Source organism: Shimia sp. Alg240-R146 (assembly GCF_947331465.1).
In the GTDB taxonomy this organism is placed as follows: Bacteria; Pseudomonadota; Alphaproteobacteria; order Rhodobacterales; family Rhodobacteraceae; genus Shimia.
Window position 1 is genome coordinate 657,412 of the sequence record NZ_CAMZOK010000002.1, and the last position, 15,761, is coordinate 673,172.

17 protein-coding genes are annotated in these 15,761 nt (G+C 58.6%); 1 reads left to right on the plus strand and 16 read right to left on the minus strand.

Going from position 1 to position 15,761, the window contains the following annotated elements; genetic code table 11:
- From purF to PG871_RS12525, 16 genes are all read right to left on the minus strand, one after another.
- Positions 1-1,530 (minus strand): amidophosphoribosyltransferase, encoded by a 1,530-nt coding sequence (gene purF, locus PG871_RS12450; protein WP_270729737.1) that lies wholly within the window; start codon positions 1,528-1,530, stop codon positions 1-3.
- A 390-nt stretch (positions 1,531-1,920) separates the two neighbouring features.
- On the minus strand, positions 1,921-2,196 hold the full coding sequence (locus PG871_RS12455) for a GlsB/YeaQ/YmgE family stress response membrane protein (RefSeq protein ID WP_270729738.1): 276 nt from the start codon (positions 2,194-2,196) through the stop codon (positions 1,921-1,923).
- 23 nt (positions 2,197-2,219) lie between these two features.
- Positions 2,220-3,494, minus strand: a complete 1,275-nt coding sequence (locus tag PG871_RS12460; protein WP_270729739.1) for a TAXI family TRAP transporter solute-binding subunit — start codon at positions 3,492-3,494, stop codon at positions 2,220-2,222.
- 129 nt (positions 3,495-3,623) lie between these two features.
- On the minus strand, positions 3,624-4,178 hold the full coding sequence (locus PG871_RS12465) for a CvpA family protein (RefSeq protein WP_270729740.1): 555 nt from the start codon (positions 4,176-4,178) through the stop codon (positions 3,624-3,626).
- Between the two features lie 31 nt (positions 4,179-4,209).
- Complete coding sequence (radA, locus tag PG871_RS12470; RefSeq protein WP_270729741.1) at positions 4,210-5,592, minus strand: DNA repair protein RadA; 1,383 nt, start codon at positions 5,590-5,592, stop codon at positions 4,210-4,212.
- 17 nt (positions 5,593-5,609) lie between these two features.
- The gene (locus PG871_RS12475; protein WP_270729742.1) at positions 5,610-6,044 is read right to left on the minus strand and encodes a paraquat-inducible protein A; all 435 of its coding nucleotides are present in this window, start codon (positions 6,042-6,044) and stop codon (positions 5,610-5,612) included.
- A 177-nt stretch (positions 6,045-6,221) separates the two neighbouring features.
- On the minus strand, positions 6,222-6,611 hold the full coding sequence (locus PG871_RS12480) for a hypothetical protein (protein ID WP_270729743.1): 390 nt from the start codon (positions 6,609-6,611) through the stop codon (positions 6,222-6,224).
- A gap of 25 nt (positions 6,612-6,636) precedes the next feature.
- Entirely contained in the window at positions 6,637-7,002 is a 366-nt protein-coding gene (locus PG871_RS12485) for an ADP-ribosylation/crystallin J1 (RefSeq protein WP_270729746.1), read from the minus strand.
- Between the two features lie 122 nt (positions 7,003-7,124).
- The gene (locus PG871_RS12490) at positions 7,125-7,520 is read right to left on the minus strand and encodes a hypothetical protein (protein WP_270729748.1); all 396 of its coding nucleotides are present in this window, start codon (positions 7,518-7,520) and stop codon (positions 7,125-7,127) included.
- The gene (locus PG871_RS12495) at positions 7,520-8,266 is read right to left on the minus strand and encodes an ABC transporter ATP-binding protein (RefSeq protein ID WP_270729749.1); all 747 of its coding nucleotides are present in this window, start codon (positions 8,264-8,266) and stop codon (positions 7,520-7,522) included. Before PG871_RS12495 ends, PG871_RS12490 begins: the two co-directional genes overlap by 1 nt.
- Positions 8,263-9,048 carry an MlaE family ABC transporter permease gene (locus tag PG871_RS12500; protein ID WP_054001715.1) on the minus strand — a complete coding sequence of 262 codons (786 nt, stop codon included), beginning with the start codon at positions 9,046-9,048 and terminating at the stop codon, positions 8,263-8,265. The genes PG871_RS12495 and PG871_RS12500 overlap by 4 nt, the downstream gene beginning before the upstream one ends.
- On the minus strand, positions 9,045-10,082 hold the full coding sequence (gene alr, locus PG871_RS12505) for an alanine racemase (RefSeq protein WP_270729752.1): 1,038 nt from the start codon (positions 10,080-10,082) through the stop codon (positions 9,045-9,047). The genes PG871_RS12500 and alr overlap by 4 nt, the downstream gene beginning before the upstream one ends.
- Positions 10,083-10,157: 75 nt before the next feature.
- Positions 10,158-11,651 carry a replicative DNA helicase gene (locus PG871_RS12510; RefSeq protein WP_270729753.1) on the minus strand — a complete coding sequence of 498 codons (1,494 nt, stop codon included), beginning with the start codon at positions 11,649-11,651 and terminating at the stop codon, positions 10,158-10,160.
- 239 nt (positions 11,652-11,890) lie between these two features.
- Complete coding sequence (locus tag PG871_RS12515; protein ID WP_270729755.1) at positions 11,891-12,571, minus strand: orotate phosphoribosyltransferase; 681 nt, start codon at positions 12,569-12,571, stop codon at positions 11,891-11,893.
- Between the two features lie 32 nt (positions 12,572-12,603).
- Positions 12,604-13,647: a dihydroorotase gene (gene pyrC, locus PG871_RS12520; RefSeq protein WP_270729758.1), complete on the minus strand. Its 1,044-nt coding sequence runs from the start codon at positions 13,645-13,647 to the stop codon at positions 12,604-12,606.
- 70 nt (positions 13,648-13,717) lie between these two features.
- Entirely contained in the window at positions 13,718-14,662 is a 945-nt protein-coding gene (locus PG871_RS12525; protein ID WP_270729759.1) for a phosphoadenosine phosphosulfate reductase, read from the minus strand.
- 188 nt (positions 14,663-14,850) lie between these two features.
- Between PG871_RS12525 and PG871_RS12530 the strand changes: the two genes are divergently transcribed.
- Entirely contained in the window at positions 14,851-15,759 is a 909-nt protein-coding gene (locus tag PG871_RS12530) for an AAA family ATPase (protein WP_270729760.1), read from the plus strand.
- The last annotated feature ends 2 nt before the right edge of the window (positions 15,760-15,761 follow it).

Below are 15,761 nucleotides of genomic sequence, written 5' to 3' on the forward strand. Positions count from 1 at the left end.
TCAGGTCGTTGGCTCGGCAAGGCGGGCGCCGTTCCAGCTTGAGCCAGGTGTCGGAGCCTCCTCGATTTTCTGAGACACGCGGTTGCTGTTTTCCAGATCCGCCAGGTACTCAGGTGTCACGCTGCCGGTAAGGTAGTTGCCGTCAAAGCAAGAGCAATCAAACTGTTCTATTGATGGGTTGCCTTGTTTGGCCGCCCAGACAAGATCGTCCAGTTCCTGATAAAACAAGGCGTCTGCACCAAGTTCTTTGCGGATGTCGTCAACCGAGCGTCCATTGGCGATCAACTCGTGTTTCGTCGGCATATCAATGCCATAGACGTTCGGATAGGCCACAGGAGGCGAGGCAGAGGCGATATAAACCTTCTTGGCGCCAGCTTCGCGGCACATCTGTACAATTTTTTTGATGGTGTTGCCGCGCACGATGGAGTCGTCGATCAACAAGATGTTGCGGCCTTCCATTTCACGCGGAATGGCGTTGAGTTTGCGGCGCACAGACTTTTGGCGCTCGGACTGCCCCGGCATGATGAAGGTGCGCCCGACGTAGCGGTTTTTCACCAAGGCCTCGCGGTAGCGAATACCGGTTACATTGCTGACCTCAAGCGCCACGGGGCGGGCGCTGTCCGGGACGGGAATGATCGCGTCGATGTCCAGACCGCTGGCGGAAATCTGTTTGGCCAACGTCTGACCCATGCGGATCTGGGATTGATATACCGAGACACCGTCGAGCACACTGTCGGGACGTGCGAGGTATACGTATTCGAAAATGCAGGGAGTGAGCTTGCCTTCCACAGCTTGGTATTCGTGCAGGTTACCCTCCAAATCAACCAACAGAGCCTCACCGGGGCGCAGATCGCGAATTTTCTCAAACCCGTTGATGCCAAAGGCCACGTCCTCGGATGCAAAGGCGTAGTCGTCGCCTTCACCGTCAGCGGCCCGTTTGGCCACGGATAGGGGACGGATGCCGTGAGGGTCACGGAAGGCGAGCATGCCAACGCCGGCGATCAGGCAGAGCGCGGAGTAGGCGCCTTGAACCCGCTCCATGGTCATTTTCACACCGGCAAAGATGTTGCGGATCGGGTCGGCATTGCCGTTGACCTTGATCGCATCCGCAACTTTGTCGGCCAGTACGTTGAGTAGGATTTCACTATCAGAAGTGGTGCGCAGATGGCGACTGTACTTGCCGGTAACTTTTTCGCGCTGCGCTTCTGTGTTGGTGATATTGCCGTTGTGCACCAAGTAAATGCCGTAGGGTGCGTTCACAAAAAACGGTTGTGCTTCGGCGGCAGACAGCGACCCCGCGGTGGGGTAGCGCACATGGCCCATGCCGACGCGGCCGGTAAGTGTTTCGGCGTCGGAGGGCTGAAAAACGTCTTTAACGAGGCCGTTGGCTTTGCGCTCGCGGAAGAAATCGCCAGTGTAGGTCACCACGCCAGAGGCGTCCTGACCGCGGTGCTGAAGCATCAGCAATCCGTCATAGATCTCGGCAAATACATCCTCGTTGCGATTGGCGATCCCCAATATTCCGCACATCCGCAGGCTCCTTCGTCAGGCTAAGCAGTAAAGGTGGCGTTTCGGCAGGCGCGGATAGGCAGTCTGTGAAACGATGGTCGCTCGGGATTGGTTGTGCGTGGTTGCGCCGCCGTTGGCGGGTGCAAAATGGGCAGGTTGTTGGCCGCTGTCCACGTGGTTGGCTCCGAATCCCTGAGTCGTGCTGCGCCCGTCATAAGGGTTGGGAAACGGTATGTCACGAAAGGATCACAAAGGACGCAGTGAAGTTCAGTTACGCCGCAGAAAATCGCGCATAATCTGATCTTTCGATCAAAATACGCGGCGATTTACACGACAGCTCTGTTCGTCGCTTCAAATGAACTTTGCCACGGCAGCGTTAAGGCCCGAGCAAGGTTGCGGGCGTTGCGTTGCTCAGGCCTGTTTAATCATCCGGACAATGATCAGGACCACAGCAGCTCCAAGCATTGCAGAGAGCACCGACCCGAAGAATCCTCCCCCAAATCCGATCCCCAAAAGTGGTAGCACCAAGCTTGCCAGAATGGCCCCGGCGATGCCAAGAACGACGTTTCCGACAAGGCCGAAGCCTCCTCCGCGGATAAGCTTTCCGGCGAGCCAGCCAGCAAGGCCGCCGATAATAATGGCGGATATGACACTGGAAAACAGGGCGGGATCAGTTGCGGTGTCCATTGGTACTCCTTCGCAAGGGCTGATTATTCTTTAGAGTTGGTCTCAAGGTTTTGACGGTCTCGGATACGTTTACGCACGAGGTCGATGTGCATTCGGGCATGGTAGGCTGCTTGACGGTAGGCTGCAGGCAATCCCAACTGTGCGATACGCTCGTCCATTTCGATCAGGTTTCGATCCATGGCTGCCAGGGCTTCGGCGTCTTGATGGGTCGCAAGTTCGTCTTCGATCTGGCGGATCAGCGGGTAATGCTGCCATACGCGCCATCCCATGAAGTAGGCATAGAGCGAGGGCAGAACGCGCAGCAAGGGAACGACAATGAAAAGGATAGGGAGGATCAACAGCAGCAGGCGATTGACCTGTGCGGCCATCCAGTAGGGCAGCAGCCCGTGCCACGTCGACGGGCCGTTCTGGATAAGCTCGCGCGCGACCGAGTTCATCTCCATCCCGGTGCCTTGAACGGTCGGAAATGCGTGACGCCCCGTGATGATGTCACGCGAGGCGTGCAATTCTTTGGCGGCCATTGTGAGGCGGTTTATCAGCGCTGGATGTAGATCAGGCACCATGGCGAGGCGGGTTTCCAACGCGAGCACCTTTTGCGGGGTTGGCGGGATGCTGCGCCCAAGCGAGATTGCGCCGGTCGGGACCGTCGCGATAGTGGTGTAGTCCAAGCGCCTCGAGATCGCGTCGAGATATGTCAGCGGCAGAAAGGCCAAATCAGGCGCGTTAAAGGCTTGTTCCAGATAGGGAGCATCGACGGTTGTCACAAACACCGCCATATCCACTAAACCCTCGCGCAAAGCTTCTACGGCATCGGAATAGGCCAATGAAAGCTGTGTGTTGTCGGTAGGAGTCAGCTCTACGGCCTCTAAGAAGTCTTGAAAGGCGGCGGCGGTTCCGGAGCCTTGTTGGCCTGCGGTGATGCGTAAACCGTTCCAATGGGCTGGATTTCGCGGCACATCAGAATGGGCGCGGACCAGAAAAAGCATGGGTTCAAAGAACAGGCCGGCTATGGCTTCGGCTGTGTGTTTCCCAACCGGAATACCGCCCTGAAGAAGTGCGACATCGACCTCTCCGCTTTCAAGCAAGCCTGCGTTGTCCACCGAGCCATTGGTGTGTTTGATTTGAACCGCGATGTTGTCGCGGGCCAAAATCTCTTTGTATTGAAGTGCGACACGCGCATAAGCGCCGTTCTCGGGCCCCGCCGCAAGCACCAGTGACTTTGGCGGCAATAGCAAAACCAATACAACGCTCAACGTCAGCAAAAAAATGACAGTTGTCGTTCCCAACCACCAGCGCATATCAACAGCCTTTTTCAAATCCCGAGGGTGAGGCTATCGGGATGCGGACCTCCCGACAAGAAAAACACCCATGCAATCAAAAAGGCCCGCCAATTGGCGAGCCTTTAGATACTTCAGAATGTCGCGGGATCACCCTTCGCAGGTGCTCATCAGGTCTTCGTATTTTGTGGTAACCCAGCCCAGAGCTTCGGCAGGGTCGCGATCATCTATTTTTCCGGTGACGCGGCTGAACACTTCGGCTGAGCGACTGTCGTCCACCATCGCGAAGCTTTGCGAGGTGATCACGGTTTCGTACACAAAGAACGCAATTGCGACGAGCAGGATGCCGCGCAGCGCGCCAAATATGAAGCCGAGCGCCTGATCCAATCCGCCAAGGGCCGAGCGCTGCACAATCGAGGAAAACAGCGGCGTGAAGAGTGATACAACCACCAGCGAAAGTGCAAATACGCCAATGAAGGCGGCAATCATCGACAAGTCGCAACTGTCACCAAGATAGTCACCAAGAACCGGCACCTCTTTGACAAGTGGTTGAATTTGCGCGGCAAACATATAGGCCAAGACGGCCGCAACCACCCAGCCAGCAATGGCCATGGTTTCGCGCACAACGCCGCGGCTGTATGCCAGAAGCGCTGAAATGATGATGACGCCCGCAACGACAGCGTCAATGATGGTGAAGCCTTCCATTAGTCCCCGTTTCCTTTTTGACCGCCCCCGGTCAGTCCTTGGCCTTATGGCCTGCTCCGAATACTTCGCTTACAAAGCTTGCCAAATCCCCTACGCGGTTAGACGTTATGCCGTCAACAGTTGGGGCCTTGCCGCCTTTAGGAGCGAGTGCCGTTGTGAAACCAAGTTTTTGGGCTTCTTTCAACCTATTTTCCGTTTGAGACACGGACCTGAGGGCTCCTGAGAGGCTGATTTCACCAAAAACCACAGTGTCTGCGGGCAGGGCTGAGTCTTCCCGGGCCGACACAAGGGCTGCGGCCACCGCGAGGTCTGCAGCGGGTTCGGACACTTTCATGCCGCCCGCGACGTTGAGATAGACGTCCAGACCTGCGAAAGGCACATCGCAGCGGGACTCGAGCACCGCGAGGATCATTGCGAGGCGGCCGCTGTCCCAGCCGACAACGGTGCGGCGGGCCTGCGGGGTGGGGCTGGGGGCCACAAGGGCCTGAAATTCGACCAGCACGGGGCGGGTGCCTTCGATGCCGGCAAAGACAACGCTGCCGGGGCTCGGGGTGCCACGATCAGACAGGAAAAGTGCTGACGGGTTGGCCACTTCGGCAAGGCCGCGACCGGTCATTTCAAAAACGCCGATTTCGTCCGCGGGGCCAAAGCGGTTTTTCACGGCGCGCAGCACGCGGAACTGATGGCCGCGCTCGCCCTCGAAATAAAGCACGGTGTCGACCATATGCTCAACCACGCGGGGGCCGGCGATTTGGCCTTCTTTGGTGACGTGACCCACAAGGATGATGGCGATGCCTTTGCGTTTGGCAAATGCGGTCAGCTCATGGGCGGCGGCGCGCACCTGGCTGACGGAACCGGGGGCCGAGGAAACGGTGTCGGACCACATGGTTTGAATGGAATCGATGATTGCAAGCTGGGGGCGTTCGGCCTCCAGCGTGGTCATGATATCGCGCAGGTTTGTTTCTGCCGCGAGTTTGACCGGGCTTTCTGTGAGGCCAAGTCGTTGGGCGCGCATGCGCACTTGTGCGGAGGCCTCCTCGCCGGAAACATATATTGTTTTCAATCCCATGCGCGCAAATCTTGCAGCGGCTTGCAACAGGAGAGTCGACTTGCCGATGCCGGGATCGCCGCCCACCAGAACGGCTGAGGCGGGCACCAGACCGCCGCCCAAGACGCGGTCGAGTTCGGCCACGCCGGAGACGGTACGTGGCGGGGGGGTTTCCTCGGTGCTGAGGTCGGAAAGCTCGATGGTGCGGCCTTTGGTGGTGCCAAGCGAGGAGCCTGCGGGCCCCGCGCTGAAGGGGGCCTCTTCTGTGATGGTGTTCCATTCGCCGCAGGCCTCGCAGCGGCCGGACCATTTGTTGTATGTCGCCGCGCAGGCGGAACAGGTGAACTGTGTTTTGCTCTTTGCCATGTTCCCGTTTTGGACCACTACCGCTTGCGGGTCAAATGGCTAATCGCGATAGAGGCCAGAATACAGCCGGTAAAGAGGTATAGACCCCAGCCGGTTTCGACTTTGACATAGCCCGCGCCTTTGACGATCACGATATAAAGCGCGATCAGAAAAACGTCGGCCATCGCCAATTTCCCAAGAATTTCAATGGCAGGGAGGACTTTGCGGCGCATAAGACCAAACTGGATGAGGGAAATGCCAATGACCTTCATGTAGGGCGCGAAGATCGCGAAGAAGGTGACCAACAACGCCAGTGCGACGTCGGTTCCCCAAAGGCTTTGCAGGCCAGAGATGACGGAGATTTCAGAAAGGCCGAAAATCGGCAGGACGCCAGCGCGCATCAGGGGGGCAAACCACGCGATGGGAAAAAGGATCAGCAGGGCGAGGTTGGCGAGGCGAAGGATGTTCATCATGGACAAAGAGCTAGGAAGTTTTGAACGGCTTCGCAACGGGTGTGGTCGACACGAAGGTTAATGCGTTGGGAATGTGGGTTTTTTGCATGCGGTAACGCGGCTGCATCACGTCGGTATTGCGTCGGTGTGAGAATGGCGCGGCGGCTGGGTTAATGGGGCGGGCGGTGTTGCGGGAAATCAGATTGAGTAGCTGAGTTGTGACAGGCCCAAAAAGGCGACCACTGCGAGCGCCCAAAGAAACGTGGCCGTGATTGTCAGCCATTTCCGGCGCAGGTCGGAAGGCCAGCGGATCCACGCGAGGATGTGCAAGGCCAGCAAGAGACAGCCAACACTCAGGGTCGCAAATTCGGAGCTTGCGCCGGACGGCATCCACGACAAGTCGGGCATCTGAAGACCGAGGTCGTATTGGAATTCGAACAACAGCAATGAGAGAAGGGCAGCGATCAGGACAAGCATGGGCCCGGCCAGCGCCGGGCGCGCTTTTAGAAGAATGGCGGCCGTCGCGACAGTTGCGACAGCGGCAATGACCGGACCAAAGAGCGTGAAAAAGGCAAGCAGCAGAAACATGAACCCCTCCGTTCAGGGGAGGCTATCATGCCTCATCGATCAAAGCGCCGTCTTTGTAACGCGCGACCACTTCGATCTTGCCGATGATGCCTGCATTGAAGGCGTCCAACTCCTCTGCTGGCACCCAGAGTTCGGCGTGGTCTTTGCCGCCAGCAAGTTCGACCGGATAGCGTGCGGCCGTTTCTTCGGAGATTTCGAACTTGGTGACAAATCCGAGATTGTCAGGGGCGGGCAGGACGGAGTTCCAATCCCGCGCGATTTTTTCGGCGTAGGCAAAGGTCGTCACAGGATAGAAAATCGGCTGGTCGGGCAGTCGCGGCGGCCATGCTGTCCAGCCGCTTTCAGCGACGAGAGCCAGTTCTTTCTGGCCGGTGGGGCGATAAAGCTTCATGCGCAATTGGTGATGGAATCGCGGGAGGGCGTCAATGCAAAATGCGCGCTGGGGTTGTGGAATTGATCCCCAGGAAGCAACCGCTCAATGCAAGCAACAAGGCTTCCGTCGACGCAACTCTCCTAAAAGATGACCCCTTTGGAATACGCCGACGCCATCGCCGCTGTGAAGGCGCAGGTCAAGATTGCCATCGACAGGTTGAAAACCCATCGTCTCTTTGCGTCGCGTATCAAAAACAGATGCAAAAAAATCCCTGCAGTGACTTTCGAAAGCCAGGTGGGCGCTTGTGAGAGCGGTCCGACTGTCAGATCAGCGAGGAAAACAAAAAACGACAGCACGCCCCATACCAACGTGCCCAACACGATGGCAATCATGACGGGTTTCCAATCAAAGAAACCGGTTGCCGGAGCTCCGGTTGTAAAGCCAGCTTTCAAAAAGGAAATCGCCAACGGAATCAACAGCGCCGTCAAATATGCGTGGGGAAATACATGGAATGCACTGCTGCCAAGGCCGTCCATCACCGCACCGCCTCAATCGGTCCTTCGGCGCTGCCGGAGATGAATTGCGTGAGGTAGGGATCACCTGAGTCGTCCATCTGGGCCACGGGGCCGGTCCATTGAATGACGCCATCATGCAGCATCGCGACGTTGTCGGCGATGGCGCGCACGGAGGTCATGTCATGCGTAATCGTCATCGCCGTGGCGCCCATTTCTGTGACGATTTCGCGGATCAGGTCGTTGATGACGCCAGCCATGATCGGGTCGAGGCCCGTGGTCGGCTCGTCAAAGAAGATGATCTCGGGTTCAGCCGCGATGGCGCGGGCGAGGCCGACGCGTTTTTGCATGCCGCCGGAGAGCTCAGACGGGAAAAGGTCGGCTACATCAGGCGTCAGGCCCACGCGGCGCAGTTTCTCGATGGCGATCTCGCGGGCTTCGTGTTTCGGACGCTTGAGGCTGCCGCGCAGCAGGCGGAACGAGACGTTTTGCCAGACGGGCATGGAATCAAACAGCGCGCCGCCCTGAAACAGCATGCCAAAGCGGGCCAGAAAGGCGTCGTGGTCGCCCGAGGTGGCGTCTTTGCCGTCGACAAGGATGGTGCCGGTTTCCGGTGTCACGAGGCCAAGGACGGATTTCAGCAGCACGGACTTTCCGGTGCCGGAGCCGCCGATGATCACCATCGAGGTGCCTTTGGCGATCTCGAGGTTGACGCCTTGGAGCACCTTTTTGGGGCCGAAGCTTTTGTGGACGTTTTGAAAACTGATCATGTGCTGAAGAAGAGTGATGTGAGGAGGAAGTTTGCGGCGAGGATCAAGACAGCGGCGGCCTGAACGGAGCTTTTGGTGGCTTGGCCGACGCCTTGGGCACCGCGGCCTGAATGCATGCCAAAGTAACAGCCCATGAGCGCCGCGATGCCGCCGAAAGCGGCGCCTTTGACCAGAGACGACAGCACATCGTTGAATTGCAGGAAATCAACCGTGTTTCGAATGTAGGTCGCTGGGTTAAAGCCAAGCTGTCCGGTGGCGACCGCAAAGCCGCCGTAGATGCCGATGATGTCGCCGACGCCCACAAGTGCTGGCACCACAAGGATGGCGGCGATGAAGCGCGGCACGACAAGGTATTTCAGCGGATCGGTCGACAGCGTGGTCAGCGCGTCGATCTGTTCGGTCACCTTCATGGTGGCAATTTCTGCGGCAATCGAACTGGTCACGCGGGCGGCGACCATCAGGCCGACCAGCACGGGGCCAAGTTCGCGCACCATGCCGATGGCAACAATCTGGGGCACCACGCTTTCGACCGAAAAGCGCGAAGAGCCGTCGTAGATCTGCAAAGCGAGCGCGCCACCGGTGAAGATCGCGGTCATGCCAACTACGGGCAAGGACAGCCAACCGATGTTGACCATCGCCGTGAGGAACTCGCGCCCGTAGAACGGCGGGCGGGCCATGTGGCTGAGGGTTTGGGCGACAAAGATCGTGAAGCGGCCAATCATCGCCAACAGCGCCAGCGTTTGCCGACCGATCAGAGCAAAAGGCGAGAGCAACATGTTCATGCGCTTTTGTAGCGGCGGTAATAGCGCGCGCCAAGCGAGGTCAGGATTTCGTAGCCGATGGTGCCGGCAGCCTCGGCCACGGTGTCCACCGATTGATGCAGGCCCAGCAATTCGAGTGTTTTCGGCTCTTCGGGGGCGTCGGTGACGTCCACGGTGATCAGGTCCATTGACACGCGACCAATCACCGGACAGCGGATTTCGTTTGCAAACACGTCGACGTTTGCGCCCATGGCGCGGATCAGCCCGTCAGCATAGCCCGCCGAGATCGTGGCGACGCGGCTGTCGCGTTCGGCAATCCAAGTGTTGGAATATCCGACGGTTTCATCTTTGGCGACATCGCGGATTTGAATCACCGGAATCGACAGGGAAGTGACGGGGGTGGCTTCGACAAACGGCATGCCGCCGTAAAGCCCCACGCCGGGGCGGGTGAGGTCAAAGTGATAGTCGCTGCCCATCAGGATGCCGCCGGTGGCCGCGAGGCTGCGGGGCACGTTGATGCCGTCGGTCAGCCGTCTGAACGTCGCCAGCTGTTGCGGGTTCATCGGATGCTCGGGCTCATCTGCGCAGGCGAGATGCGACATGACCAATTTGGGCGATCTTGACAGAACGGTTTCAGCCACAGCCGCCCATTCGGCCTCTTCAAGGCCAAGTCGGTTCATGCCGGTATCAAGCTGAATGCCGAAAGGATGTTCGGGCAGGGCCTCAAAATGGCGCACGATCTGATCAATCGAGTTCAGCATCGGCGTGAGCATCATGTCAGACATCATATCGGTGTCGCCCGACATGTGCCCGCCAAAGACGTTGATGATCGGCGACGGGCCGACGGCTTCACGCAGGGCCGCGCCTTCTTCGGCAACGGCGACAAAGAACGTGTCCACGCCAGCGCGCATCAAGGCGCGGGCGGCGCGGTCAGCACCAAGGCCGTAGCCATCCGCTTTGACAACGGCAGCGGTGGGGACTTCTGTCCGGGCATCAAGAGCGCGCCAATTCGTGATCAGCGCATCAAGGTCAATCGTTAAAGTTGCAGTAGCCATAGCAGGGTTTTTGTCGCTCAAAGCAAAAGGGTCAAGGGAAATCGGTTTGGGCGGGGCGCGTGAGGGTTTGCGCCCCTAGAAGTCGCCGTCGTTTCCGTCTTGTTGCCAAGGCTGCACAAGGTTGCCAAAGCGGGTGAAACGACCCTCAAAGCTGAGATCGACGGTGCCGATGGGGCCGTGACGCTGTTTGCCGAGGATGACTTCGGCGCGACCATGCAGACGCTCCATGCGTTCTTGCCAGCCAGCCATTTCGTCGAGCTTTTCGTCCGAAGGTTTTTCGCGCTCCACGTAGTATTCTTCGCGGAACACAAACATCACCACGTCGGCATCCTGTTCAATCGAGCCTGATTCCCGCAAGTCGGAGAGCTGCGGGCGTTTGTCGTCACGGCTTTCCACGGTCCGGCTCAGCTGGGACAGGCCGATCACAGGGATGTTGAGCTCTTTGGCGATGGCTTTCATACCCATTGAGATTTCGCCAATCTCCTGAACACGGTTTTCGGCGGTGCCGCGACAGAGCTGCAGATAGTCGATGATCAGCAGGTCAAGTCCGTGGGTGCGTTTCAGACGACGGGCGCGGGCGGCGAGCTGCGCAATTGGCAGCGCGGGTGTGTCGTCGATATAGAGCGGGCAGGCTTCGAGCGATTTGGCGGCTTCGACGAAGCGGCGGAACTCGGTCTCGGTCATGTCGCCTTTGCGGATCTGCTCGGACGGGATTTCTGCCGCCTCTGACAGGATCCGCGCGGCGAGCTGTTCGGCGCTCATTTCCAGAGAATAAAACCCGACCACGCCGCCTTCGACGGTGCCTTCGGTGCCGTCAGGCTTGATGCCTTTTTTGTAGGCTTTGGCCACGTTGAACGCGATGTTGGTGGCCAGCGAGGTTTTCCCCATCGAGGGACGACCAGCGAGGATGAGCAAATCCGACGGGTGCAGGCCACCGAGTTTTTTGTCCAGATCAATCAGGCCGGTGGAGATGCCGGCGAGGCCGCCGTCTCGCTGATAGGCAGCGTTGGCGGTGTTAACAGCTTCGGTTACCGCTTTGAGAAAGCTCACAAATCCGCGTTCCGTCTGGCCTTGCTCGGACAGTTTGTAAAGCGCCTGTTCGGCCTCAACAATCTGTTCTTTGGGTTCCAGTTTCACGTCGGCCTTGCGCGCCTTAGTCGAGATATTGTCACCCAGACCAATGAGTTCGCGGCGGATCGCCATGTCATAGATCATCTGCGCATAGTCACGTGCGGCAAAGGCCGAGATCGCGGCACCAGCAAGGCGCGCGAGATAGGCGGGACCGCCCAGTTCCTTGAGACCCTCGTCGTCTTCTAAAAACGCCTTGAGCGTTACCGGCGAGGCAAGGTTGTTCTTGGCAATGCGGGCGGCGGCAACTTCGTAGATGCGGGCGTGCACCGGATCGTAGAAATGCTCAGCGGTGATCACCGAGGCCACACGGTCAAAAATATCGTTGTTGGTCAGAATCGCGCCCAGAAGCTGTTGTTCGGCCTCAATGGAATGGGGCATCGGGTCCGCTTCGGCTGCCTCGGGGGCAGGGGCGGCGTTCAGTGGGGCGATTTCGTTCATGTTTGTCCCTGAGCCGGGCGTTTGGGCGCCCGTGTTTTGAATCGGTTTTTGGCCTGCAAAGTGATGCAGAGCGTTCTACGCTACCGTCTGCGGCGAGGGCAAATTGTATGTTTGTGTGGAACGCCTGTGGATAAGTTTGCCCGCCGCTATTTTGTCAGAGCGGGCTGGGAAACGTCAACATCTTGTGTTGGAGGCGCCAAAAATGGCGCCTCAAATGATCAAGTTTTTGCCGAAAGCCTTTACGACCCTTTGCGGGCATCCTGCCATGCGCGCGGGTCGTTCAGGAAGGTTTCAACCTCGGCGAGCGTGTCCGCAGAGAAGACGCGTTGGCGTTTGGCCTCGGCCAGAACATCCCACCATGTGCAGAGGTAATGCAGCGCGACGCCATGGTCGCCGAGGGTTTTCTCGGTCTCGGGGAAAATGTCGTAGTAGAAAATTACAGCGGTGTCGCCGCAGGTCGCGCCGGTCTCGCGGATGGCATCCACAAACGACAATTTAGAGCCGCCATCGGTGGTCAGATCTTCGACCAGCAACACGCGTTCACCTTCGCTCATGGCGCCTTCGATGCGGGCGTTTTTGCCATAGCCTTTGGGTTTCTTGCGCACATACGTCATGGGCAGAGCCATGCGCTCAGCGACCAGTGCCGCAAAAGGAATGCCCGCAGTTTCGCCACCTGCAATGTTGTCAAAGGCTTCAAAACCCGCGTCCCGCATCACCGTCACAGTCATGAAATCCATCAACGTCGCGCGGATGCGCGGGAAGGAGATCAGCTTGCGGCAGTCGATGTAGCTGGGTGAGGGCAGGCCGGACGCCAGCGTAAACGGCTCATCGGTGTTGAAGTTCACAGCGCCAATTTCCAGCAACATGCGGGCGGTCAGGCGGGCGATTTCTTCTTTGGGCGGGAAAGCGGTCGGGATCATGTTGGGCTCCTGCAGGCAGATAGGGGGCAGCGTTAGCGGGCGACGGACCAATGGATGGGGTAGCCGGGATCAAAGACGGTCACGGGGCCATTCTCGGTGTCGATTTTTTCAGGGAATTGCGTAGCTGCCTCGGATTTTTGCAGCGTTAGTTTGGCGGCATTCACTGGCAGGCGATAAAACGCTGGGCCATTGAGCGAGGCGAAGCCTTCGAGTTTGTCCAGCGCGCCGTCTTCTTCAAACACATGCGCCAGTAGCGGCATGGTGTTGGTGGCGGTGAAACAGCCGGCACAGCCACAGGGGGCAAGCTTGTCGCCGTCAAGGTGCGGGGCTGAGTCCGTGCCAAGGAAGAAGCGCGCGTCACCGGAAGTGGCTGCGGCACGCAGGGCAACGCGGTGCTCTTCACGTTTGGCGACAGGCAAGCAGTAATAGTGCGGCTTGATCCCGCCCACGAGGATGTGGTTGCGGTTGATGATCAGGTGATGCGTGGTGATTGTGGCGCCAAGGTTGGCGTCTTGGCTGCGCACATAGTCAGCCGCATTGGCTGTGGTGATGTGTTCCATCACAACGCGCAAGCCAGGAGTGGCGCGGCGGATCGGGTCGAGCACACGGTCGATGAAGACGGCTTCGCGATCAAAGATGTCGATGTCGTGGTCGGTGACTTCGCCATGCGTGCAAAGCGGCAGGCCGATTTCGGCCATGCGTTCCAACACGGCACGCACGTTTTCAAAGTTCGACACACCGGAGGCCGAATTTGTTGTCGCGCCTGCGGGATAAAGCTTGACCGCTTTGACCAAACCAGAGGCATGCGCCGCGGCGACATCGTCAGGATCGGTATCTTCGGTCAGATAAAGCGTCATCAAAGGCGCGAAATCTGCGCCCTCGGGCAGGGCCGCAAGGATGCGCTCACGATAGGCGGCGGCCTGTGCGCCGGTGACGACGGGCGGCACCAGATTGGGCATGATGATCGCGCGACCAAAATCACGCGCGGTTTCGGGCAGAACAGCGGCCAGCATTGCGCCATCGCGCAGATGCAGGTGCCAATCGTCGGGGCGGGCAATCGTCAAGCTTTGGGTCATGAGGGCCGCTTACACAAAAGCGGCCGCGCAATCCAGCCCTGAGACCGGCAAACCCGTCAATCTGTCAAGATTAGCTGGCGAGACGGCCTTCGTCTGCGGCCTGCACCAAGAGATCCAATTTGCGCATGAAGCGTTGTTCATGCAGGCGTCGGGCCACGTTGGCGCAAAGCAAGGCTTTGATAAACGGGCGTTTTTGCGTCTCTATGTCGGCCAGAAGGCGGTTGAGATAGCGCAGATGTGTGCGCCGCGCGCGGTAGAGTTTGTAAAATGCCTGTCGGCTCATCTTGCCGGCGCCGGCTTTGGCGATGATGCGGAACAGAATCTGCATCTCAAGCAGTTGCGGCTCAATCGTGCTGCCCATGCGGGGGGTTGGCAGCAATTCCACATTGCGGCGGCGATAAAGCGCGGCGTGCATAGCGTCCAAGGGTTCCAGCGGGTCATAGATGACATAGGCTTTGTCAGCGCCGCCCAACATGTCCGGCGCAAAGCCGTAACGACCCGCGAAAGACTGTCGGCGCGCCGCGGGAAACCGGTGATCCCAGCCAGCCATATCAGGGGCCAAAGTCGCTTGTGGTTTCACTGCAATAACGGTTGCGCCGGGAGCTGCCAGAGAAAAGGTCGCAGCGGCGTAGCCGCAGGTACCGGCGCCGTAAAAAATGACCTGATCAAAATCATCAAAGAAACCGTCATCCGAAAGCCGGTCAAAATAGGCGATGACTTCGGGGTCGCGAAACCACGTGTTGCCATCACATAGCAAACACAGGTGGGACCACCCCAATTCGCGCACCAACTCCCAACCAAGCGGCTGGCCGGTGTCGCCGCGTTTTTGAATGCCCTGAATGGTTTCAAAGGTCACCAGCAGTACCGGTTTGTCTTCGATCAGGGTGGCGCAGTGGCGCGCGCCGAGCGGCTGAAAGTCACCATGTTCTTCGGCGATGTCTTCCAGTTTGGCCAGCCAGTCGGCCTTTTTCAAACCCAGCATTGGCACGTCAAAGCCATTCGGGGAATCCTGCATGATCTCAATCCTTGCACCTTACGTCGCGGGGAGGGCCGCGCGTGGTCACTTGTTATATGCCGCACGCTAGACCCCATTTGCGGCAAAAATTTGGTGAGAGCGGCACAATCTACAACTTTTGTCGCGGGGGCTGCGTATTGACCTTTGAAGGTGTGCATGCGCAGCCTGAGCGCAACCGGGAGGCACTTATGACGCAGGTAGAGAGCATTGAACAAGTCCAGGAGATGCTGGGCGCACAAGGCTATGTGTGTGGCCGGCCTTTGGCGACTGTGGTGTTTCTGTCGCTGCGTCTGGGGCGCCCGATTTTCCTTGAGGGAGAAGCCGGGGTTGGCAAAACCGAAATTGCCAAGGCGATTGCCGCTGCGATGGGGCGCGATCTGATCCGATTGCAGTGTTACGAAGGGTTGGACGCGGCGAGCGCGGTCTATGAATGGAACTTTGCCGCCCAAATGGTGGCCATCCGCACAGCTGAGGCCAGCGGCGGCGCGGATCGCTCGATGTTGCAAGAAGAGCTGTTCGGGCCGGATTATCTGGTGGAGCGGCCACTGCTCAAAGCGATGCGGCCGCATGAGGGTGGCGCGCCGGTGCTGCTGATTGACGAGTTGGACCGCACAGATGAGCCGTTTGAAGCGTTTTTGCTTGAAGCCCTGAGTGATTTTCAGGTGACGATCCCCGAGATCGGCACGATCAAGGCGCCGGAGCCGCCGATTGTGATTGTGACGTCCAACCGCACACGCGAAGTGCACGACGCTCTGAAACGCCGCTGCCTCTATCACTGGGTGGACTACCCCAACTTCGAGCGCGAGATGGAGATCCTCAAATCCCGCGCGCCGGAAGCCGCAGAAGCCCTCAGCCGCGAAGTTGTCAGTTTTGTGCAAGCCTTGCGCACCGAAGATCTGTTCAAAAAGCCCGGCGTTGCGGAAACCATCGACTGGGCCAAATGCCTTCTGGCATTGGATGTCCTGACACTTAGCCCCGAGGTGATCGCCGATACGCTGGGGGCTGTGCTGAAATACCAGGATGACATTGCCAAACTGCAAGGCAGCGAAGCCAAGCGGCTGCTGGACGAGGCCCGCGCCACGCTTGAACCGGCCTGATG